Annotated in this window: 16 protein-coding genes and 1 tRNA gene; 5 read left to right on the top strand and 12 right to left on the bottom strand. The window is 63.6% G+C overall.

Annotation, left to right across the window (positions count from 1 at the left end; translation table 11 throughout):
* Positions 1-16 precede the first annotated feature (16 nt).
* On the bottom strand, positions 17-1,057 hold the full coding sequence (locus tag I6F37_RS02785) for a PqqD family peptide modification chaperone (protein WP_225150203.1): 1,041 nt from the start codon (positions 1,055-1,057) through the stop codon (positions 17-19).
* Positions 1,058-1,340: 283 nt separating this feature from the next.
* A complete protein-coding gene (locus I6F37_RS02790) occupies positions 1,341-1,586 on the bottom strand; it encodes a hypothetical protein (RefSeq protein ID WP_036013565.1) in 246 nt (81 codons plus the stop codon).
* Positions 1,587-2,275: 689 nt separating this feature from the next.
* Between I6F37_RS02790 and I6F37_RS02795 the strand changes: the two genes are divergently transcribed.
* Complete coding sequence (locus I6F37_RS02795) at positions 2,276-2,491, top strand: hypothetical protein (protein ID WP_074448160.1); 216 nt, start codon at positions 2,276-2,278, stop codon at positions 2,489-2,491.
* A 984-nt stretch (positions 2,492-3,475) separates the two neighbouring features.
* On the opposite strand, the gene I6F37_RS02800 is transcribed toward I6F37_RS02795, so the two are convergent.
* Both I6F37_RS02800 and I6F37_RS02805 read right to left on the bottom strand, forming a co-directional pair.
* Positions 3,476-3,560: transfer RNA gene (locus tag I6F37_RS02800), tRNA-Leu, on the bottom strand.
* Between the two features lie 196 nt (positions 3,561-3,756).
* The gene (locus I6F37_RS02805) at positions 3,757-3,999 is read right to left on the bottom strand and encodes a FliM/FliN family flagellar motor switch protein (RefSeq protein ID WP_018647371.1); all 243 of its coding nucleotides are present in this window, start codon (positions 3,997-3,999) and stop codon (positions 3,757-3,759) included.
* 82 nt (positions 4,000-4,081) lie between these two features.
* Here I6F37_RS02805 and lipB point away from each other — a divergent pair, with 82 nt between their 5' ends.
* Positions 4,082-4,819 carry a lipoyl(octanoyl) transferase LipB gene (gene lipB, locus I6F37_RS02810; RefSeq protein ID WP_036013562.1) on the top strand — a complete coding sequence of 246 codons (738 nt, stop codon included), beginning with the start codon at positions 4,082-4,084 and terminating at the stop codon, positions 4,817-4,819.
* A 197-nt stretch (positions 4,820-5,016) separates the two neighbouring features.
* Entirely contained in the window at positions 5,017-5,730 is a 714-nt protein-coding gene (locus tag I6F37_RS02815; RefSeq protein WP_036013559.1) for a DNA helicase, read from the top strand.
* Positions 5,731-5,775: 45 nt separating this feature from the next.
* Here I6F37_RS02815 and I6F37_RS02820 read toward each other — a convergent pair whose 3' ends face one another.
* Positions 5,776-6,198, bottom strand: a complete 423-nt coding sequence (locus tag I6F37_RS02820) for a 4-oxalocrotonate tautomerase family protein (protein ID WP_036013556.1) — start codon at positions 6,196-6,198, stop codon at positions 5,776-5,778.
* Positions 6,199-6,309: 111 nt separating this feature from the next.
* Between I6F37_RS02820 and I6F37_RS02825 the strand changes: the two genes are divergently transcribed.
* Positions 6,310-7,164 carry a LysR substrate-binding domain-containing protein gene (locus I6F37_RS02825; protein WP_036013554.1) on the top strand — a complete coding sequence of 285 codons (855 nt, stop codon included), beginning with the start codon at positions 6,310-6,312 and terminating at the stop codon, positions 7,162-7,164.
* Here I6F37_RS02825 and I6F37_RS02830 read toward each other — a convergent pair.
* The 4 genes from I6F37_RS02830 to I6F37_RS02845 are packed head-to-tail and all read right to left on the bottom strand — an operon-like array spanning position 7,161 to position 10,274.
* On the bottom strand, positions 7,161-7,568 hold the full coding sequence (locus I6F37_RS02830; protein WP_157784091.1) for a hypothetical protein: 408 nt from the start codon (positions 7,566-7,568) through the stop codon (positions 7,161-7,163). The genes I6F37_RS02825 and I6F37_RS02830 overlap by 4 nt on opposite strands.
* A gap of 33 nt (positions 7,569-7,601) precedes the next feature.
* Positions 7,602-9,038 (bottom strand): TIGR01777 family oxidoreductase, encoded by a 1,437-nt coding sequence (locus I6F37_RS02835; protein ID WP_225150205.1) that lies wholly within the window; start codon positions 9,036-9,038, stop codon positions 7,602-7,604.
* Entirely contained in the window at positions 9,035-9,700 is a 666-nt protein-coding gene (locus I6F37_RS02840) for a DUF4166 domain-containing protein (protein ID WP_036013550.1), read from the bottom strand. The genes I6F37_RS02835 and I6F37_RS02840 overlap by 4 nt, the downstream gene beginning before the upstream one ends.
* 16 nt (positions 9,701-9,716) lie before the next feature.
* On the bottom strand, positions 9,717-10,274 hold the full coding sequence (locus I6F37_RS02845) for a GbsR/MarR family transcriptional regulator (RefSeq protein ID WP_036029135.1): 558 nt from the start codon (positions 10,272-10,274) through the stop codon (positions 9,717-9,719).
* Positions 10,275-10,414: 140 nt separating this feature from the next.
* On the opposite strand from I6F37_RS02845, the gene I6F37_RS02850 reads away from it, so the two are divergent.
* Positions 10,415-11,932: a PAS domain-containing sensor histidine kinase gene (locus I6F37_RS02850; protein WP_036013543.1), complete on the top strand. Its 1,518-nt coding sequence runs from the start codon at positions 10,415-10,417 to the stop codon at positions 11,930-11,932.
* A 49-nt stretch (positions 11,933-11,981) separates the two neighbouring features.
* On the opposite strand, the gene I6F37_RS02855 is transcribed toward I6F37_RS02850, so the two are convergent.
* The 3 genes from I6F37_RS02855 to I6F37_RS02865 form a co-directional block, all read right to left on the bottom strand.
* Positions 11,982-12,281, bottom strand: coding sequence for an acylphosphatase (locus tag I6F37_RS02855; RefSeq protein WP_036013541.1), 300 nt, complete (start codon positions 12,279-12,281; stop codon positions 11,982-11,984).
* Positions 12,278-13,144, bottom strand: a complete 867-nt coding sequence (locus I6F37_RS02860; protein ID WP_036013540.1) for an oxaloacetate decarboxylase — start codon at positions 13,142-13,144, stop codon at positions 12,278-12,280. The genes I6F37_RS02855 and I6F37_RS02860 overlap by 4 nt, the downstream gene beginning before the upstream one ends.
* A 163-nt stretch (positions 13,145-13,307) precedes the next feature.
* Entirely contained in the window at positions 13,308-15,323 is a 2,016-nt protein-coding gene (locus I6F37_RS02865; protein ID WP_036013538.1) for an acetyl/propionyl/methylcrotonyl-CoA carboxylase subunit alpha, read from the bottom strand.
* Positions 15,324-15,476 lie beyond the last annotated feature (153 nt).

A 15,476-nucleotide genomic window follows, 5' to 3' on the forward strand; every position in this document is an offset into this window, starting at 1 on the left:
GCTCCTGACCGCGCTGCTATGCCTTGCCATTGCACAGATCCACAAGCAGGCGCCGAGCCTCTCCGGCCTCGCAGTAGGTGAGTTGAAGCGATTGCGCACCCGCGACAATCCGCCTTAAAGCAAGAAAGCCAGTCTGCGACAGTCTACCATCGCTGGCGAATGCGTGCTCGATGAGCCGCCTCATCGAAGCCAGACGATCTATTTCGGTTAGTTCGGTCGGACCGCTCGCGACCCGGTTCAAGAAGATGATCCAGCCTGCGGAGAAGCTTTCGTTCTGCGCATCAGGAATGGGTACGTACCGCACCCGAACGCCGTCGGAGCGGCAATGCGTCGCATCGTAGCGGTCGCCATGTAGTCGCGAGAGCAAGTCCCACGATCCTTCCTTGAGGGTGAGCGCAAACGGGACTCCGCAGATCGTTCCGTCACCGCCAACCAGCGCGACGTCATCGCCAGCGTACCGAAATCCGGCGTCCACCAGCTGCAATGTGAGGGTAGACTTTCCTGCTCCCGGATGGCCGCATAACAACAGGCCCATGCCGTCGTTCACGAGAGAAGCGGCATGAAGGGAGAACACCCAGCGAATGTTTCGAATAAGCCGCTCGGTGACGTGAGCTTTGATCGTAGGGGCTAGTGCATCGACTTCGCATCTGGAAATGCTGGAATCTTCTGCGCGCAAGAACACTTGTTCATCCAGCATCATTGCCTCGATCGCGATGTCGCCGCCGCCGCCGGCACTCTGGTCCGACACACTGAATGGCGACAGCAGCCGCCTCAAGAGGTCCGGATTTGCAGCCCGGATGTCTATTCTGTGGCGACCCAGATGAGCTGAGAAGGCGCAATCGGTCGGCATTCGCCAATCGACTTCGAGCAACGCTCGATCGACCCAGACATCTACGACCTGTCGCGTGAACTGGCGTGCCGTGTGCTCGTCAATGCCTTGCGCCGCAAGCCCCCGATAAATGTCTCCAAGCGAGGAGCCTTCCCCTAACTTGCACCAGATGAATGCCCCTACTCGGTCGAGTTCAAAAATCTTCTGCCCCGCTTCGCTGAAGATCATTGGTCGACCATCCAACAGCGCGAATACTGCATCCGGAGCCGGTCTCAATACTATCTCTGCCGACGATCTTTCCAGCACGGCTTCCACCAATGTGAACCATTCTGCCTCGCCTGTACCGGCGGGGCGGCGACAGCCTCCGGGATGCGATGTTGTCGCGGCACCGGACAAGCGGACCCGCCGCCACCTGCGAGACTCAATCTAGCCCGGTCTGCGGCGCCTGCGATTTCGTTCACCCGAACACACGCCACCGGTCCGGCTCGTTTGGACATGTCAATCCGGCTGGTCATGCCGCGAGCTGACCGTCCTTGCCCCCGTCTTGAGGAGAGATGTTCAACCCCTGCTCTCCCATGAGGCTCGGCCTGGCGATCGACCGATGAGCATCCAATAGGTACCGATAAGCTTCGCGATCGGCACTCCGTTCTCTTAGAATGCGTTCCTTCTCGCCAATGCTGACCAATTCTGCGCGCATCTGAGCCAGCTGCAGCGTCTCCGAGGTGAGGTTGTACTCGTTAAGAATTAATTCCCACATTGTCTCCTCCAGCCGAAGAAACCTGGACGAGTGTACCTTACGTGATCGGCAGCAATTAACCAACGAGATTTGCAGATTTTGCTTATAATCAAAATTTGTTTCATATTTGAACCTCGGGCGAGCATTCAATACCGTGACAAAGCGCAACCACGTGCCGAACCGACTTGAGAATGGTGGCCTGCAGAAGCCTACGAGAAAAGCGACTGACGTTTTTGCATCGCGCCGCGCAAAAAAATAAATCAGCCGAGAGTCGTAAATCAGACCGACAAGGCGAGTTTTAATTGTACAAATAATAAAAAAGAGAATAGTTAATTGACTGCACCGAGGGGAGTGACACCAGTGATGCGGTTGGCTGATCTGTCCGTCGAGAGGAAATTGATGGTTTTGTCGCAGGGGGAACGTTCGACACGAAGTCGCGGGTATTTCGACATGACGGTTATTAGGCGCCTCCCAGAAGCGTTCGGTTGAGGTCGGACATTATTCAGAGTTGCGGCGAAAGCCCGCAGCTATCCCAAGAATTCGCCAAGCAGGAATCCGGTCGGTTGGAGAAGCGTCGTCACGAGCAAGCTGCCCTTTTGCTCGAACAACGACCCCAGGTGCGATGCCCCCCAAGTCACCCGCACCGACGAGAGCGCACTCCAGCCGGCCGGCCCTTTTTCTCGACAAATACGTGTTTCAGGGAGGCTCGTATGGGCATGATCATGGTCAAGTGTCCGCAATCCGGCCGCGCGATTCCGACCGGCATCAAATCCGATCGTGAGACTTTCCTGCGAAGCATCGTGTTTTTCGGCAATACTCTTTGTCCGGACTGTCGGGCCAATCACAACTGGTTTGCCCGCGAGGCCTGGGTCGAGGAGCCGATCGTCAGAACAGTAGAGGTAGCTCGTACAGCGCCAACGTGCTGATGCAAATGACGCGCGCGCTTCGGAGAGTGTGTTGATATTCCCCTTCCGATAGCGCGTTGCTGTTGCAATGCATTGCAACCATTTAGAATATTTTCGCGCATTGTCGTAAAACGAACCGACGCCCCCGGTGGCCATCGCTTAGACGTTGTTGGCACGTCGCCACAAATCCGAGCTTCCGTCACGAATTCGGCAAAGGCCTGTTTGGGGGTGTTGTAGTGAGTAGTGGGATTTCCAGCCTGGCTGTTCTGCGTGACACAAGAATCGAGCTCGTCAGCCTGCTGGCCCAATTGAGGCGGCTCCGCGAGAGAGTAAGAAGGGCGGAAGCACGGCGCTCGGGACAAAGACGACGATCATCGTCGGCATCGCGCGCCCGAGGCCGCCGAGCATGAGACATCGCACGCAAGGCATCCGCAGTTCAGGGGCAATTGTGACGACTATGCTCCCTGGAGTTGAAGGCCAGCATGGAATTGCAAGCGCTCTTCTGGATCCCCGTTAGTGTAGGACCGCTTCATCGATGCCCAACGGGCGAGGAGAACGATAACGAGCGACCGTATCGCCTCTTTCGTTCCCATTATGTTCTAGCTGGGTATGTCTGACCGACCCGCGAGCTGGCGCATGCCAAACCCGCAACTGACAACCGTCCTCGACAGGCACCTCCCGAGACCTGAACGTGTGCAACCTCTACTCGATGACGAAGAACGTGGACGCGATCCGCCGCTTGTTTGGCGAGCTCAACAGCAGCGTCGGCAACTGAGCATGCCAGGCATTTTCCCGGATTACCGCCCCCAATCGTCCGCAACGTGCCCGACAGGCGTGGGATCATTGCGGCCGGCTCTCCGCTGAAACTCATCATTACTTGGGATGGGGGGTGAAATCTTGAGGGCAACGAGCAAGCCACACAGTGAGCTTGCGTTCACTTTCGACGGCTCTTGCACACTCGTATTCACCGCCACGGTGGGCAACCCGCCAGCGATTTGCAAATTGTGGTGCGCTCGGAGGGACTCGAACCCCCACGGTGTTACCCACTGCCACCTCAAGGCAGCGCGTCTACCAGTTCCGCCACGAGCGCTAGGAGATGCCGGCCTGAGGTCGTTCGGGCGGCCGGATCAGCGGCGCCGATCTAACAAATCCATCAGGGGGATACAAGCCTGCAAAAGCCCTGAATTCCACAAGCTTGGCAGGAAAAACGCCGCCCTTCCCCAGGAGATCGGCCTTATAGGATACCCAGGCCGCTACCGCTTGCCCGGTCCCGTGTGACCGGGGGCCTACCGCGTCCCCGGCGAGCGCGGCAGCATCTGCTTGACCTCGACCGCGATTCTGTTGCGGTCGACCAGCACAACGCCGGAGGCGACCGGCAGATTATTGGCGAGCACCTTGACTTCGTCGGCCTCAGTTGCGTCCAGCTCGATGATGGCGCCGCGGGAAAGACGTAATACTTGATGGATCGGCATCGTGGTCGTCCCGAGGACGACCATGAGATCCACGGTGACTTTGTCGAGAGTGGGCACTGTCAGGACCGCCGCAACTTGAGACTTGGGACTTGGGACTCTTCATTTGCTCCAGAGATGATCACCACGTTATGGTTAGCCAATGGTTAATTCCCCTGAAAGCCACCGCCAAGACCTCGATTTGACGTCGTTTTCCGCCGCAGGCGGCGAAGTCGTCGAATGGCGGATTTCGGATGCCCCGGTGCCCTATCCGGAGGCCGTGGCCGCCATGGAGGCGCGTGTCGCGGCGATCGCCGCGGGCGAGGCCCCTGAACTGGTCTGGCTGCTGGAACATCCCCCGCTCTACACCTCCGGCACCTCGGGCAAGGAAAGCGACCTGCTCGATTCCCGATTCCCGACCTTCGCGACAGGGCGCGGCGGGCAGCTCACCTATCACGGACCCGGCCAGCGCGTGGCCTACGTCATGCTCGACCTCAAGCGCCGCCGGCCGGACGTGCGGGCCTATGTCGCGAGCCTGGAAGAGCTGATCCTGAAGACGCTCGCCGCCTTCAACGTCCGCGGCGAGCGGCGCGAGGACCGGGTCGGCGTCTGGGTCAGGCGGCCCGACAAGGGACCTGGACACGAAGACAAGATCGCGGCGATCGGCGTCCGCCTGAAGCGCTGGGTCTCGTTTCACGGCATCGCCATTAATGTCGAGCCGGAGCTGTCGCATTTCGCCGGCATCGTGCCCTGCGGCGTCGTCGACCCCCGTTACGGCGTCACCTCGCTGGTCGATCTCGGCCAGCTCGTGACCATGGCCGACGTCGACATCGCGCTCAGGCAGGCGTTCGAAGAGCTGTTCGGACCGACCCGCGCGCTGCTGCCGGAAGCGGCAGTCTAATACTTTTTTTGTTGAGCCGACCGCGCCGCTCTCCGCCCGTCGCGGAATCAGCTACGCTTCATTTCGGTGCCGCCCACGCCTCCTCCCTCCGCCGGGAAAGCAGACCTCATGCCGGGCGAGTTGATCATCGGCCGACTGTTCGAGCGCCAGGCATAAGGAGGGGTTGCGATCCATGCTCGCAATGGGAGGTTTTGACGATGAAACTGTCTGCGCCCATCTACCATCTGAAGCGCAAGGCCAGGCGCCTGTCCCGCGAGGCCGGCATTCCGCTCCACGACGCGCTTGACCGCATCGCTGCGACGGAGGGCTTTTCCGCCTGGAGCATGCTCGCGGCGAAAGCAGCCGCACTGACGCCGGCGAGCAAACTGTTCGCGCAGTTCCGGCCGGGCGATTTGGTGCTGGTCGGGGCCCGTCCCGGCCAGGGCAAGACGTTGATGAGCCTCGAACTTGCCGTCGAAGCCATGAAGTCCGGCCATCGCGCCGCATTCTTCTCACTGGAGTACACCGAGCGAGATGTGTTGGACCGCCTCCGTGCGATCGGCGTGGAGCCCACACAGTTCGACAAGCTGTTCGAGGTGGATTGCTCGGACGCAATCAGCGCCGATTACATCGTCAAGCAGATGGAAGCGGCGCCGCGCGGCACCTTCGTCGTGATCGACTATCTGCAACTGCTCGATCAGAGGCGGGAAAACCCCGACCTGACGGTGCAGGTGCGGGCGCTGAGGTCGTTCGCGCGCGACACGGGGCTGATCGTCGTCTTCATCTCGCAGATCGATCGATCCTATGATCCCGCAGCGAAGCCCTGCCCCGATCTCAGCGATGTCCGCCTGCCCAACCCGCTGGACCTGACGCTGTTCGAAAAAACATGCTTCATCAACAAAGCCGAAGTGCAATTCCGCGCGGCGAGCTGATGGCTGCAGGCCGCGGGTGAGACGGCTCACCCGCGGCCTCTCGCATCACGCCGCCTGCAGCGAGACCTCGAGCTTGCCGGCGATGTAGCGCCGCTCCTGAGACAGGCCGCCAAAGCCGTAGGCATCGCCCTTGACCTCGTCGACATGCAGGTAGGTCTCGGGATGCAGCGGCCCCAGGATCTCGGCCATGCGCTTGAACATGGCGGCGAGATAGGCCGCCTTCTCGTCCTTGGTGTTCGTGCCCTCGGTGACGTGGATGTCGATCCAGTAGCTGGCGAGCTTCTGCTCGGCGAGCGACTCGCCGCCGGCGAACCAGTCGCCCGCATCCACGGACTTCACGATGATGGCGGTGACCTTGGGGTCCTTGTGCAGGATACTTGCGGTCAGCTCGGACACCGCGCTCGCGATATCGGCCTTCAGCGAGGGGGACTGGCGAGACGTGGTGTAGGACACGGTGATCAGGGGCATCGTCGTTCTCCTCGATATGCCGCGCAATGTGTGCGGCGTCGGTAAGAAACTAGACCTGCCGCCATCATTTTGGTATCTTATCACGACTGATACCAATGATAACGATTTGTAATGACAGCCACACTCGACATCGCCACCGTCCAGACCTTCCTTCTGGTCGCCGACCTCCAGAGCTTCACGCGCACCGCCGAAGCGCTCGGCACGACGCAGGCCGCCGTCAGTCTCAAACTGCAGCGGCTGGAGACGTTGCTGGGCAAGCGCCTCGTCGAGCGCTCGCCGCGCGCAGTCCGCCTCACCGCCGATGGCGCCGCGTTCCTCGATCGCGCCCGCGCGCTGATGACGGCGCACGATCTCGCATTGGCGGGTGATGCACCGGCCGCGCAATCGCTCTCGCTCGGCATCTCCGATCACGCCGCTGGCCCCGAATTGGTGCCGCTACTCGAGCGCCTGCACGCGATGTCGTCGAACCTCACCCTCGCCGTCACCATCGGCTTCTCGCGCGAGATGCAGGATGCCTACGATGCGGGCGAGCTCGATGCGGTGATCGTGCGCCAGGAAGGCAGCCGCCGCGGCGGCGAGAAACTCGCTGAGGACGAGTTCGGCTGGTTCGCCGCACGCCGCTTCACGTTGCCGAAGGGCGAACCGTTGCCGCTCGCAACCCTCGCCCCGCCCTGCGGGGTGCGCGCCGTCGCCGTGCGCGCGCTCGACAAGGCCGGCATCTCCTGGCGCGAGCGCTTCGTCGGCGGCGGCGTCACCGCGGTGGTCGCGGCCGCGCTAGCGGGGCTTGCGATCGCGCCGCTGGCGCGGCGTATCGCGCCGCCCGGGCTGATGGACATCGGTCCTGCGCACAAGCTGCCGAAGCTCGGCAGCTCGAAGGTAATGCTGCATTCGAAGGTCAGCGATCCCGCCAAGCTGGCAGCGTTGCGCACGCTGACGGCGACGTTTCGAAGTGTGACGGCGGCCTAGTGCGGAGACCGCAGGCGCTCCTCGCCTGCGTATCGTCCCGCGATTTGCCAGTAAGCCACTCCAGCGAAGCATCCGGCTACGACAAAGAGCCAGCTCGATCCGTCGAACCCGCGGAACAGTACGGTTTGGCTCACGGCGCCGACCAGCCCGCCGGCAAGACCAAAGAATAGCAATGATCGGATGCAGAAACGCTCGCTCAACCAGATTATGGCGGCTGAAGGTATGCCACTGAGCACGCAAACGAAGAACAGGATCGCTGGCACGCCAATCAAGATCGCAAGGACGAAGTCCCACACGGACAGGGCGGCGAAGCGCCTGACGCCGACCAATGCCACCACGAAGAGAAAAAACAATTCAATAACAGCCGTTGCCGTCAGGCATGCGCCGAACCAGCCTCGTCTCACCCGAGAGCAGCTCTCGCAAGACATATCATCACCTCACAGGATCGCCTCGAACGCGCTGCGCAGCGTCTCGTGGCGGAACACGAAGCCGCGGCTCAGCGCCTTGTTCGGCAGCACGCGCTGGCCGCCGAGCAGAAGCTCGTCGGCAAAGCCGCCGCCGATCCGGCGCAGCAGGCGGCCGGGAATGCGGAACACGACGGGCCGGTGCAGGCGGCGGCCGAGCTCTTCGGTGAATTTCGCGTTGGTGACGGGGATCGGCGCCGTGGCGTTGACGGGACCCGACAGATCCGGCGTCGCCATCACATAGGCGATCAGGCGGATCAAATCGTCGCGCTCGATCCAGGACATCCACTGCCGCCCGGTGCCGAGCGGGCCGCCGAGGCCGAACTCGAATGGCGTCAGCATGCGCGTGACGAAGCCGCCTTCCGTACCGAGCACGAGGCCGATGCGCAAATACACCACGCGCACGCCGAGCTCCTCCGCCGGCCGCGCCGCTGTCTCCCAGGCCGCGCACAGCTCGTGGCTGAAGCAGGCATGCGACTTTGCCGATTCCGTCAGCACCTGGTCGGCCCAAAGGCCGTACCAGCCGATCGCCGAGCCGCTGATCAGCACCTCTGGCTTGCGCGCGAGCCGCGCGATCAGCTTGACGGCCTCGGTGGTCGTGTCGATGCGTGAGCCGATGATCTTCGCACGCTTCGCTTCGGTCCAGAGGCCGTTGCCGATCGGCTCACCCGCGAGATTGACGATGGCGTCGATTGGCGTGTCCGCGGCGAGCTGGTCGAGGCTGGTGATCAGCGTCACCGGCGGCGGCAGCATCTCGGCTTTCGCGGGATTGCGGATCAGCGCGATGACGTGATGCCCTGCCCCGCTAAGGCCTGCCGCAAGCCGGCTGCCGATGAAGCCGGTGGCGCCAGTGACTAGCACGGTCTTGCGGCCGGGTAGCTTCTCGACAAGCCCGGCTGCGGGCACGCTCTTCATGCGACCGAGCCGCCGCACCGCCGCGAAATCCCTGAGGCCGCACAGTGCCGCGCCAAATGCGCAGGCGGTCGCGGCGATGCTGAGCAGGCCCTGATAGACGACGATCACGCTGACGGGCTGCATCGCCCAGGCGATTAGCACGGGTATCAACAGCACCAGAATGGCGCCGTAATTGATCGCAAGCAGCGTGTGATTGATGCGCTCGCTCGGCGGCAGCTTGCGGCTGAGGTCCTCCTCGATGAAATCCATCAAGGTGATGACGATCTCGGCGACCAGCACCGCGACGATCAACAGCGCCAGCACGCCGTGAACCTCGAGCCAGCCGAGCACCAGGAACAGCAGCGCATAGAGCATGTTGCGGATGCCGTGCAGCTTCAGCTCGAAGCGCTGCGACGGTCGCCAGGCCAGGCGCTCGGTGAATTCGTGGTGATATAAGGTGTCGAACACGCCCATCACGATCTGGATGGCGATGAGCGTCCACAACAGCGGCGTCATGATACGGCCTCCCTGAACAGGACGGATTGATGGATCAGCGCGCCGCGACGCGGGTGAGTGACATCGAGGGTGAAGCGGAAAGCGCCCTCGCCGAGATCTCGGTGCGTCACGGTGAGCTCGCCCGGCGTCAGCCAGCCCGGCAGCGGAAGCCACAGCCGTCCAAGCTGGAGGCCGTAGCCGGCGCTGCGAAAGGTCAGCACCTGATCCTCGACCGCGATGCGCAGCGCCATCGACACGCCGAAGCCGACATATTCCTCGAGCCCGGTCGGACCGGCAAAACGCTTGGCGGAATGGATCACCTGCGGAAAACCGCGCTTGCGCGCGCAGATGCGCGTCCAGGTCTGGCCGCCGGTCGCGCCGTCCTCGGTGACCGTGACGATCATGGGCACGCCGATGTCGCGGCCGGTCGGCAATGGTCCGCCGATCAGGCGTGCGGCCTGCGCAAACCACCAGCCGAAATCGCTGAAGGCGATCTCGTCGACCACGCCGACATAGACGATACTGTCGCCGTCGGCGACGCGTTTCGAGAAGCGCCGCCATGTCGCGAGCGGCAGGCGGCCCCAATCCTCGTCCGACAGCAGCGCGCGGAAACGCCGGTCGTCGAGCAGTCTTACGTGAGCGGAGGTCGATGCGTTGGAGCCCGATAGTCTTGCCGACGTCATCGCAACCTCCTCGATGCTATTTGACCTTGCCGATCGGCAGCAAGTTGGCGATCTTCTCGCCAAGCCGCATCAAGGCGACCAGACGCGGCCGCGGCACTTTCAGCATCTGCATGAACCAGTGGTCGGCGAGCTCGGTGAACGCCAGCATCTCCTTCAGGCGCTTGGCTGCGACGGGACTGATGCCGGGATCGTCCGTGGCATCGGACACGCAGGCGCGAAGGGCCGCGATCGCCGGGTCGATCTCCCGCTCCTTGCGCCGCGCCGCGATCCTCGCGGCGATCTCCCAGATGTCGGTCTCGGCCTCGTAATGGTCGCGGCGATCGCCCAGGATCGGGACCCGCCGGATCAGGTTCCAGGCGAGCAGCTCCTTCAGCGAGTTGGAGACGTTGGACCGCGCCATGCCGAGCGTGTCGGCGATGTCCTCGGCGGTCATCGGCGCCTCGGCGAGATAAAGCAGCCCGTGAATCTGGCTTACCGAGCGGTTCACGCCCCACTCGTCGCCCATGTCGCCCCAGTGCAGGATGAAGCGCTCGACGGCGGCGGGGAGTTTCTTTTTTCCGGTTATTTCTGTCATGACAGAAATATCTGACGAACTTGCTTTCTTGTCAAGGACCCGCCTTGCATACGGTCCGTAAAGCTTGCCTAGAAATGTCCCACAGGGCGGGAACCATCTCGCGGATGCCGCGTTTGTTCCCGTCGAGGCGGGGTCCGGGAATGGTCGAAAAGTTCAGTCAACAGAGAGACCTGTTCGAGAGCGAGCGCAGTTTCCGGCTGTTGGTTGAGGGGGTTGCCGACTACGCGCTGTACATGCTCGACCCCAACGGGATCATCACTAGCTGGAACATCGGCGGCGAACGCATCAAGGGCTACCCCCCAGAGGAGATCCTCGGCCAGCATTTTTCCCGTTTCTACACCGAGACCGATCGCGCCAATGGCAAGCCAGCCCGGGCGCTCGGAATCGCCCGCGAAAAGGGCCGATACGAGGAGGAAGGCTGGCGCGTGCGCAAGGACGGCACGTTCTTCTGGGCGAGCGTTGTGATCGACCCGATCTACGAGGACGGCAGGCTGATCGGCTTCGCCAAGATCACACGCGACATCACAGAGCGCCGCAATGCGCAGCTCAAGCTCGAGGCGATGCAGAAGCAGTTGGCCGAGTCGCAGAAATTCGATGCGCTGGGGCAGCTCACCGGCGGTGTCGCCCACGACTTCAACAATCTTCTGATGATCATCAGCGGCAGCCTTCACATCCTGAAGAAAGGCGCCGCCGACGACCCCAAGCTCGAGCGCGCCATCTCGGCGATCGACACCGCGACCAAGCGCGGCGCAGCGCTGACCAACCAGCTTCTCACCTTCGCGCGTCGGCAAAGCGTCAACCCGCAGGCGATCGATTTTGCCGACCGTGTCGCGGCGATCCGCGAGGTGCTCGACGCGGGCGTCGGCAGCTCCGTGCGCCTCGCTTTCGACATCCACTCCGACACCTGGCCGATCAGGGCCGACGTCTCCGAGCTCGAGACCGCGCTGCTCAACCTCGTCATCAATGCCCGCGACGCGATGCCGGACGGCGGCACGGTGACGATCGGCGCACGCAACGTCGTGCTGAACGAGGCGCCCCTCGTCGGCGAGTTCGTCGCAATCGACGTCCGCGATACCGGGCTCGGAATTCCTTCCGACGTTCTCGACAAGATCTTCGAGCCGTTCTTCACGACCAAGGCGATCGGAAAGGGGACGGGCCTCGGCCTTTCGCAGGTCCACGGCTTCGCCCACCAGGCCGGCGGCACGGTGAAGGTCGCGAGCGAGCTCGGCAAGGGCACGACATTCACCATCGTCCTGCCGCGCGGCACAGATGTGCCGTCGCGGGAGACGCCGGGAGCGACGTTCCGCGGCAGCGGCACGGTGCTGCTGGTCGAGGACAATCCCGACGTCGCGCTGGTCAGCATCGGTCTTCTGGAGCAGCTCGGCTATCAGGTGCGCCGTGTCGCCGATGCCGAAGCGGCATTGCGCGAGATCGAGAGCGACGGCGTCGACTTCGTGTTCTCGGACATCGTCATGCCCGGCAAGATGGACGGCCTCAGCCTCGCCCATCGACTCCGCCAGATCCGTCCCGGCCTGCCGATCCTGCTCGCCACCGGCTACAGCGAGGTCGCCGCCGGCGTGCGCGGCGATTTCCCGATCCTGCGCAAGCCCTACGAGATCCACGAGCTGAGCGAGGCAATCGCGAAATTGCCGAAGTGACGGCTTCTCTTCGCCTCTCCCCGCGTGCGGGCGCGGGTCTCGATGCACATCACACCGTCGGCAGCACCGAAAACGCTTCCCCTGCCCTGCGCAAATTCAGCTCATCCGCGCTTGCCGTCTCGCTGGTGACAGCGTCGACGCGCGAGGACGGCGGGCCGTGGCGGCACAGTGCGACCATGTCGGCAACGTGCGTCGGCGCGCCAGCGAACAGCGCTTCCACGCTGCCGTCGCGGCGGTTGCGGACCCAGCCTTCGAGGCCATACGCGGTGGCCTGCGACTCCACCCAGGCCCGATAACCGACGCCCTGCACGCGGCCGCGGATCATGACCTGGAGAATCGCCCGGCTCATGTCTTCGATCCCAGCCAATCGGCGCTGCGCGCCTTGACCGCGGCGTCGCGCGTCACGCGGGCCATCAGCTCCGACGATGCCAGGCCCTTGAGGCTTTTTGGCGCCATGCCCTCGCGCAACGCCTTCTGCGTCTCGTAGACGGCTTGCGTCGCGGCGGCGATCGGCGCATGGCCCTGGAGCGCGATACGCACGCGCTGACCCCCGAGATAATCGAGCCCGCTCAATTCCTCCGACGCGCCGCCGAGCACGATCGGCAGACGCGTGGCGGCGGCGAGGGTCTCGAGCTCGGCGCGCGACTTGATGCCGGTGAAAAACAGCGCATCGACGCCGGCCGCCTCATAAGCCTGCGCTCGGCGCACCGCGTCCTCGATCGAGGTGATCGCGGCTGCTCCCGTACGGCCCATGATCACCAGCGAGGGATCGCTGCGGCCGCCAAGCGCCGCCTTCATCTTGCCGACGCCTTCTTCGAGAGAGATCAGCTGCGCCTTGGTCTCGCCGAATGCGGCGGGCAGCAGCGTGTCCTCGATGGTGAGGCCGGCCGCGCCCGACGTCTCCAGCTCCTGCACCGTGCGGCGCACGTTCAGTGCATTGCCATAGCCGTGATCGGCATCGACGAGCACCGGCAGCGTCGAGGCCCGCGACATCCGCCGCATCTGCTCGGCAAGCTCGGTGAGCGTGATCAGCGTGACATCGGGATCGCCGAGCACGGCGAGCGAAGCCACCGATCCGCCGAACATGCCAAGCGGAAAGCCGAGATCCTCGGCAATGCGGATCGAGATCGCGTCATAGACCGAGCCGGGATGGACGCACGTCCCGCCCGACAGGATCGATCGCAGTTTCTCGCGGCGGGAACGAAAGGCCATGGTTGCCCTCCCAATATTGCGACGCAGCCGCAACGTACTCCGTCATTGCGAGCGCAGCGAAGCAATCCAGTGTCTTTCCGCAGAGGCAGTCTGGATTGCTTCGCTGCGCTCGCAATGACGGTGAGCTTGGGGCCCGGCAAGACCCCCACTCACATCTTTTATCTTACGCAAACTCCAGGATCAGCGCGTCCACCGCGAGTGTCGCGCCGGCGCTGGCGTGGATCTTCTTCACGGTTCCGTCCTGTTCGGCGCGCAGCACGTTCTGCATCTTCATGGCTTCGACCACCGCCAGGGTCTCGCCGGCCTTGACCTCCTGCCCCTCGCTAACCGCGATCGAGACGACGAGGCCCGGCATCGGGCAGAGCAGCTTCTTGCCGCTGTCGGACGCCGTCGTCACCGGCATCAGCCGCGCGGAGGCCGCCTCGGCCTCGGTCCAGACATAGACCGGCACCTCGACGCCCTGATGCGCGAGGCGGATGCCGTTCGGAATCGGGCGGGTCTGCACGGCGACGAACTGACCGTCGATGGTGCCCTGCCAGACCGGATCGCCCGGCTTCCACGGCGACTGCAACAGATGCGTGTTGCCGGCCTTGCCGTCGGCGTCGATGAAGCGGATCGCGATCGCCTCGCCTTCGCGGGCGACCTCGAGCAGGATCTCCTGGCGGTCGAGCCAGACCGCGCGACGCCGCTCGCGCTGCACGACGCGGCCGCCCATCTGGCCGGAGATCTGCCGCTTGCGCGCCCCGAGCACGTGATCGATCGCGGCGCCGACCGCGGCGATGCGCCGCGCGACCTCGCCTTCGGGCACGCGCACCGCAAAACCCTTGGGGAATTCCTCGGCGATGAAGCCGGTCGAGAGCCGTCCCTCACGCCAGCGCGGATGATGCATCAGCGCCGACAGGAACGGGATGTTGTGCCTGATACCGTCGACATAGAACGAGTCGAGTGCAGTCGCCTGCGCCTCGATCGCCGCCGCGCGCGAGGGCGCATGGGTGACGAGCTTGGCGATCATCGGATCGTAATGGATCGAGATCTCGCCGCCCTCCTGCACGCCGGTATCGTTGCGGATGGTGATGCCGTCCTTGCTGGCTTCCGCCGGCGGGCGATATTTCACCAGGCGTCCGATCGAGGGCAGGAAGTTGCGGAACGGATCTTCGGCGTAGAGACGCGATTCCACCGCCCAGCCGGTCAGCGTGACGTCCTTCTGCGCGATGGCGAGCTTCTCGCCGCTCGCGACGCGGATCATCTGCTCGACGAGATCGACGCCGGTGACGAGCTCGGTGACGGGATGCTCGACCTGCAGGCGCGTGTTCATCTCCAGGAAGTAGAAGCTCTTGTCCTGTCCGGCGACAAACTCGACCGTGCCGGCGGAATCGTAGTTCACGGCCTTGGCCAGCGCGACCGCCTGCTCGCCCATCTTGCGGCGGGTCGCCTCGTCAAGCAGCGGCGACGGCGCTTCCTCGATGACCTTCTGGTTGCGGCGCTGGATCGAGCATTCGCGTTCGCCGAGATAGATCACGTTGCCGTGCTTGTCGCCCAGCACCTGGATCTCGATGTGGCGGGGATCGACGATGAACTTCTCGACGAAGACGCGGTCGTCGCCGAACGAGGCCTTGGCCTCCGCCTTGGCGAGGTTGAAGCCCTCGGCGACCTCGGCCTTGGAATGGGCGATGCGCATGCCCTTGCCGCCGCCGCCGGCGGAGGCCTTGATCATGACGGGGTAGCCGATCTCGTCGGCGATGCGCACGGCGTGCTTGTCGTCCTCGATGACGCCGAGATAGCCCGGCACGGTCGAGACTTTCGCTTTTGCGGCAGCCTTCTTGGATTCGATCTTGTCGCCCATGGCGGCGATCGCGCCGGGGTTCGGGCCGATGAAAACGATGCCTGCGGCTTCCAGCGCGCGCGGAAACGCCTCGCGCTCGGACAGGAAGCCGTAGCCGGGATGCACGGCCTCGGCCCCCGTCTTGCGGCAGGCCTCCACGATCTTCTCGATCACCAGGTAGCTCTCGGCCGCGGCGGGGGGACCGATCAGCACCGCCTCATCGGCCATCTCGACATGGAGGGCATCGCGGTCGGCCTCGGAATAGACCGCAACCGTCTGAATTCCCATCTTGCGGGCAGTCTTGATGACCCGGCAGGCGATTTCGCCGCGATTGGCGATCAGAATGCGTTTGAACATGCTTTTCTTGAGTCTCGACCTTGGGCGGGACCCTTCCCTGGCCGTTGGAGCCTTTGGGAGGGGCCGTGTGGCTCCCGTGGTACATCAAAATGGGCCGGAGGCAACGGTCTAAATCGGGCCGCCTTTGGCGTACCAGCGCAAGACCGAAATGGG

It is taken from the genome of Bradyrhizobium sp. NBAIM08, from assembly GCF_020193935.1.
Taxonomy (GTDB): Bacteria; Pseudomonadota; Alphaproteobacteria; order Rhizobiales; family Xanthobacteraceae; genus Bradyrhizobium; species Bradyrhizobium yuanmingense.

Excerpts from the sequence above, each read along its gene's own strand:
- I6F37_RS02835 (WP_225150205.1), bottom strand. The coding sequence starts at position 9,038 with ATGACGCCGCTGTTGTGGACGCTCATCGCCATCCAGATCGTGATGGGC.
- I6F37_RS02790 (WP_036013565.1), bottom strand. The coding sequence starts at position 1,586 with ATGTGGGAATTAATTCTTAACGAGTACAACCTCACCTCGGAGACGCTG.
- I6F37_RS02840 (WP_036013550.1), bottom strand. The coding sequence starts at position 9,700 with ATGACGTCGGCAAGACTATCGGGCTCCAACGCATCGACCTCCGCTCAC.
- I6F37_RS02865 (WP_036013538.1), bottom strand. The coding sequence starts at position 15,323 with ATGTTCAAACGCATTCTGATCGCCAATCGCGGCGAAATCGCCTGCCGG.
- lipB (WP_036013562.1), top strand. The coding sequence starts at position 4,082 with ATGGTTAATTCCCCTGAAAGCCACCGCCAAGACCTCGATTTGACGTCG.
- I6F37_RS02850 (WP_036013543.1), top strand. The coding sequence starts at position 10,415 with ATGGTCGAAAAGTTCAGTCAACAGAGAGACCTGTTCGAGAGCGAGCGC.
- I6F37_RS02855 (WP_036013541.1), bottom strand. The coding sequence starts at position 12,281 with ATGAGCCGGGCGATTCTCCAGGTCATGATCCGCGGCCGCGTGCAGGGC.
- I6F37_RS02860 (WP_036013540.1), bottom strand. The coding sequence starts at position 13,144 with ATGGCCTTTCGTTCCCGCCGCGAGAAACTGCGATCGATCCTGTCGGGC.
- I6F37_RS02825 (WP_036013554.1), top strand. The coding sequence starts at position 6,310 with ATGACAGCCACACTCGACATCGCCACCGTCCAGACCTTCCTTCTGGTC.
- I6F37_RS02820 (WP_036013556.1), bottom strand. The coding sequence starts at position 6,198 with ATGCCCCTGATCACCGTGTCCTACACCACGTCTCGCCAGTCCCCCTCG.
- I6F37_RS02845 (WP_036029135.1), bottom strand. The coding sequence starts at position 10,274 with ATGACAGAAATAACCGGAAAAAAGAAACTCCCCGCCGCCGTCGAGCGC.
- I6F37_RS02815 (WP_036013559.1), top strand. The coding sequence starts at position 5,017 with ATGAAACTGTCTGCGCCCATCTACCATCTGAAGCGCAAGGCCAGGCGC.
- I6F37_RS02785 (WP_225150203.1), bottom strand. The coding sequence starts at position 1,057 with ATGATCTTCAGCGAAGCGGGGCAGAAGATTTTTGAACTCGACCGAGTA.
- I6F37_RS02795 (WP_074448160.1), top strand. The coding sequence starts at position 2,276 with ATGGGCATGATCATGGTCAAGTGTCCGCAATCCGGCCGCGCGATTCCG.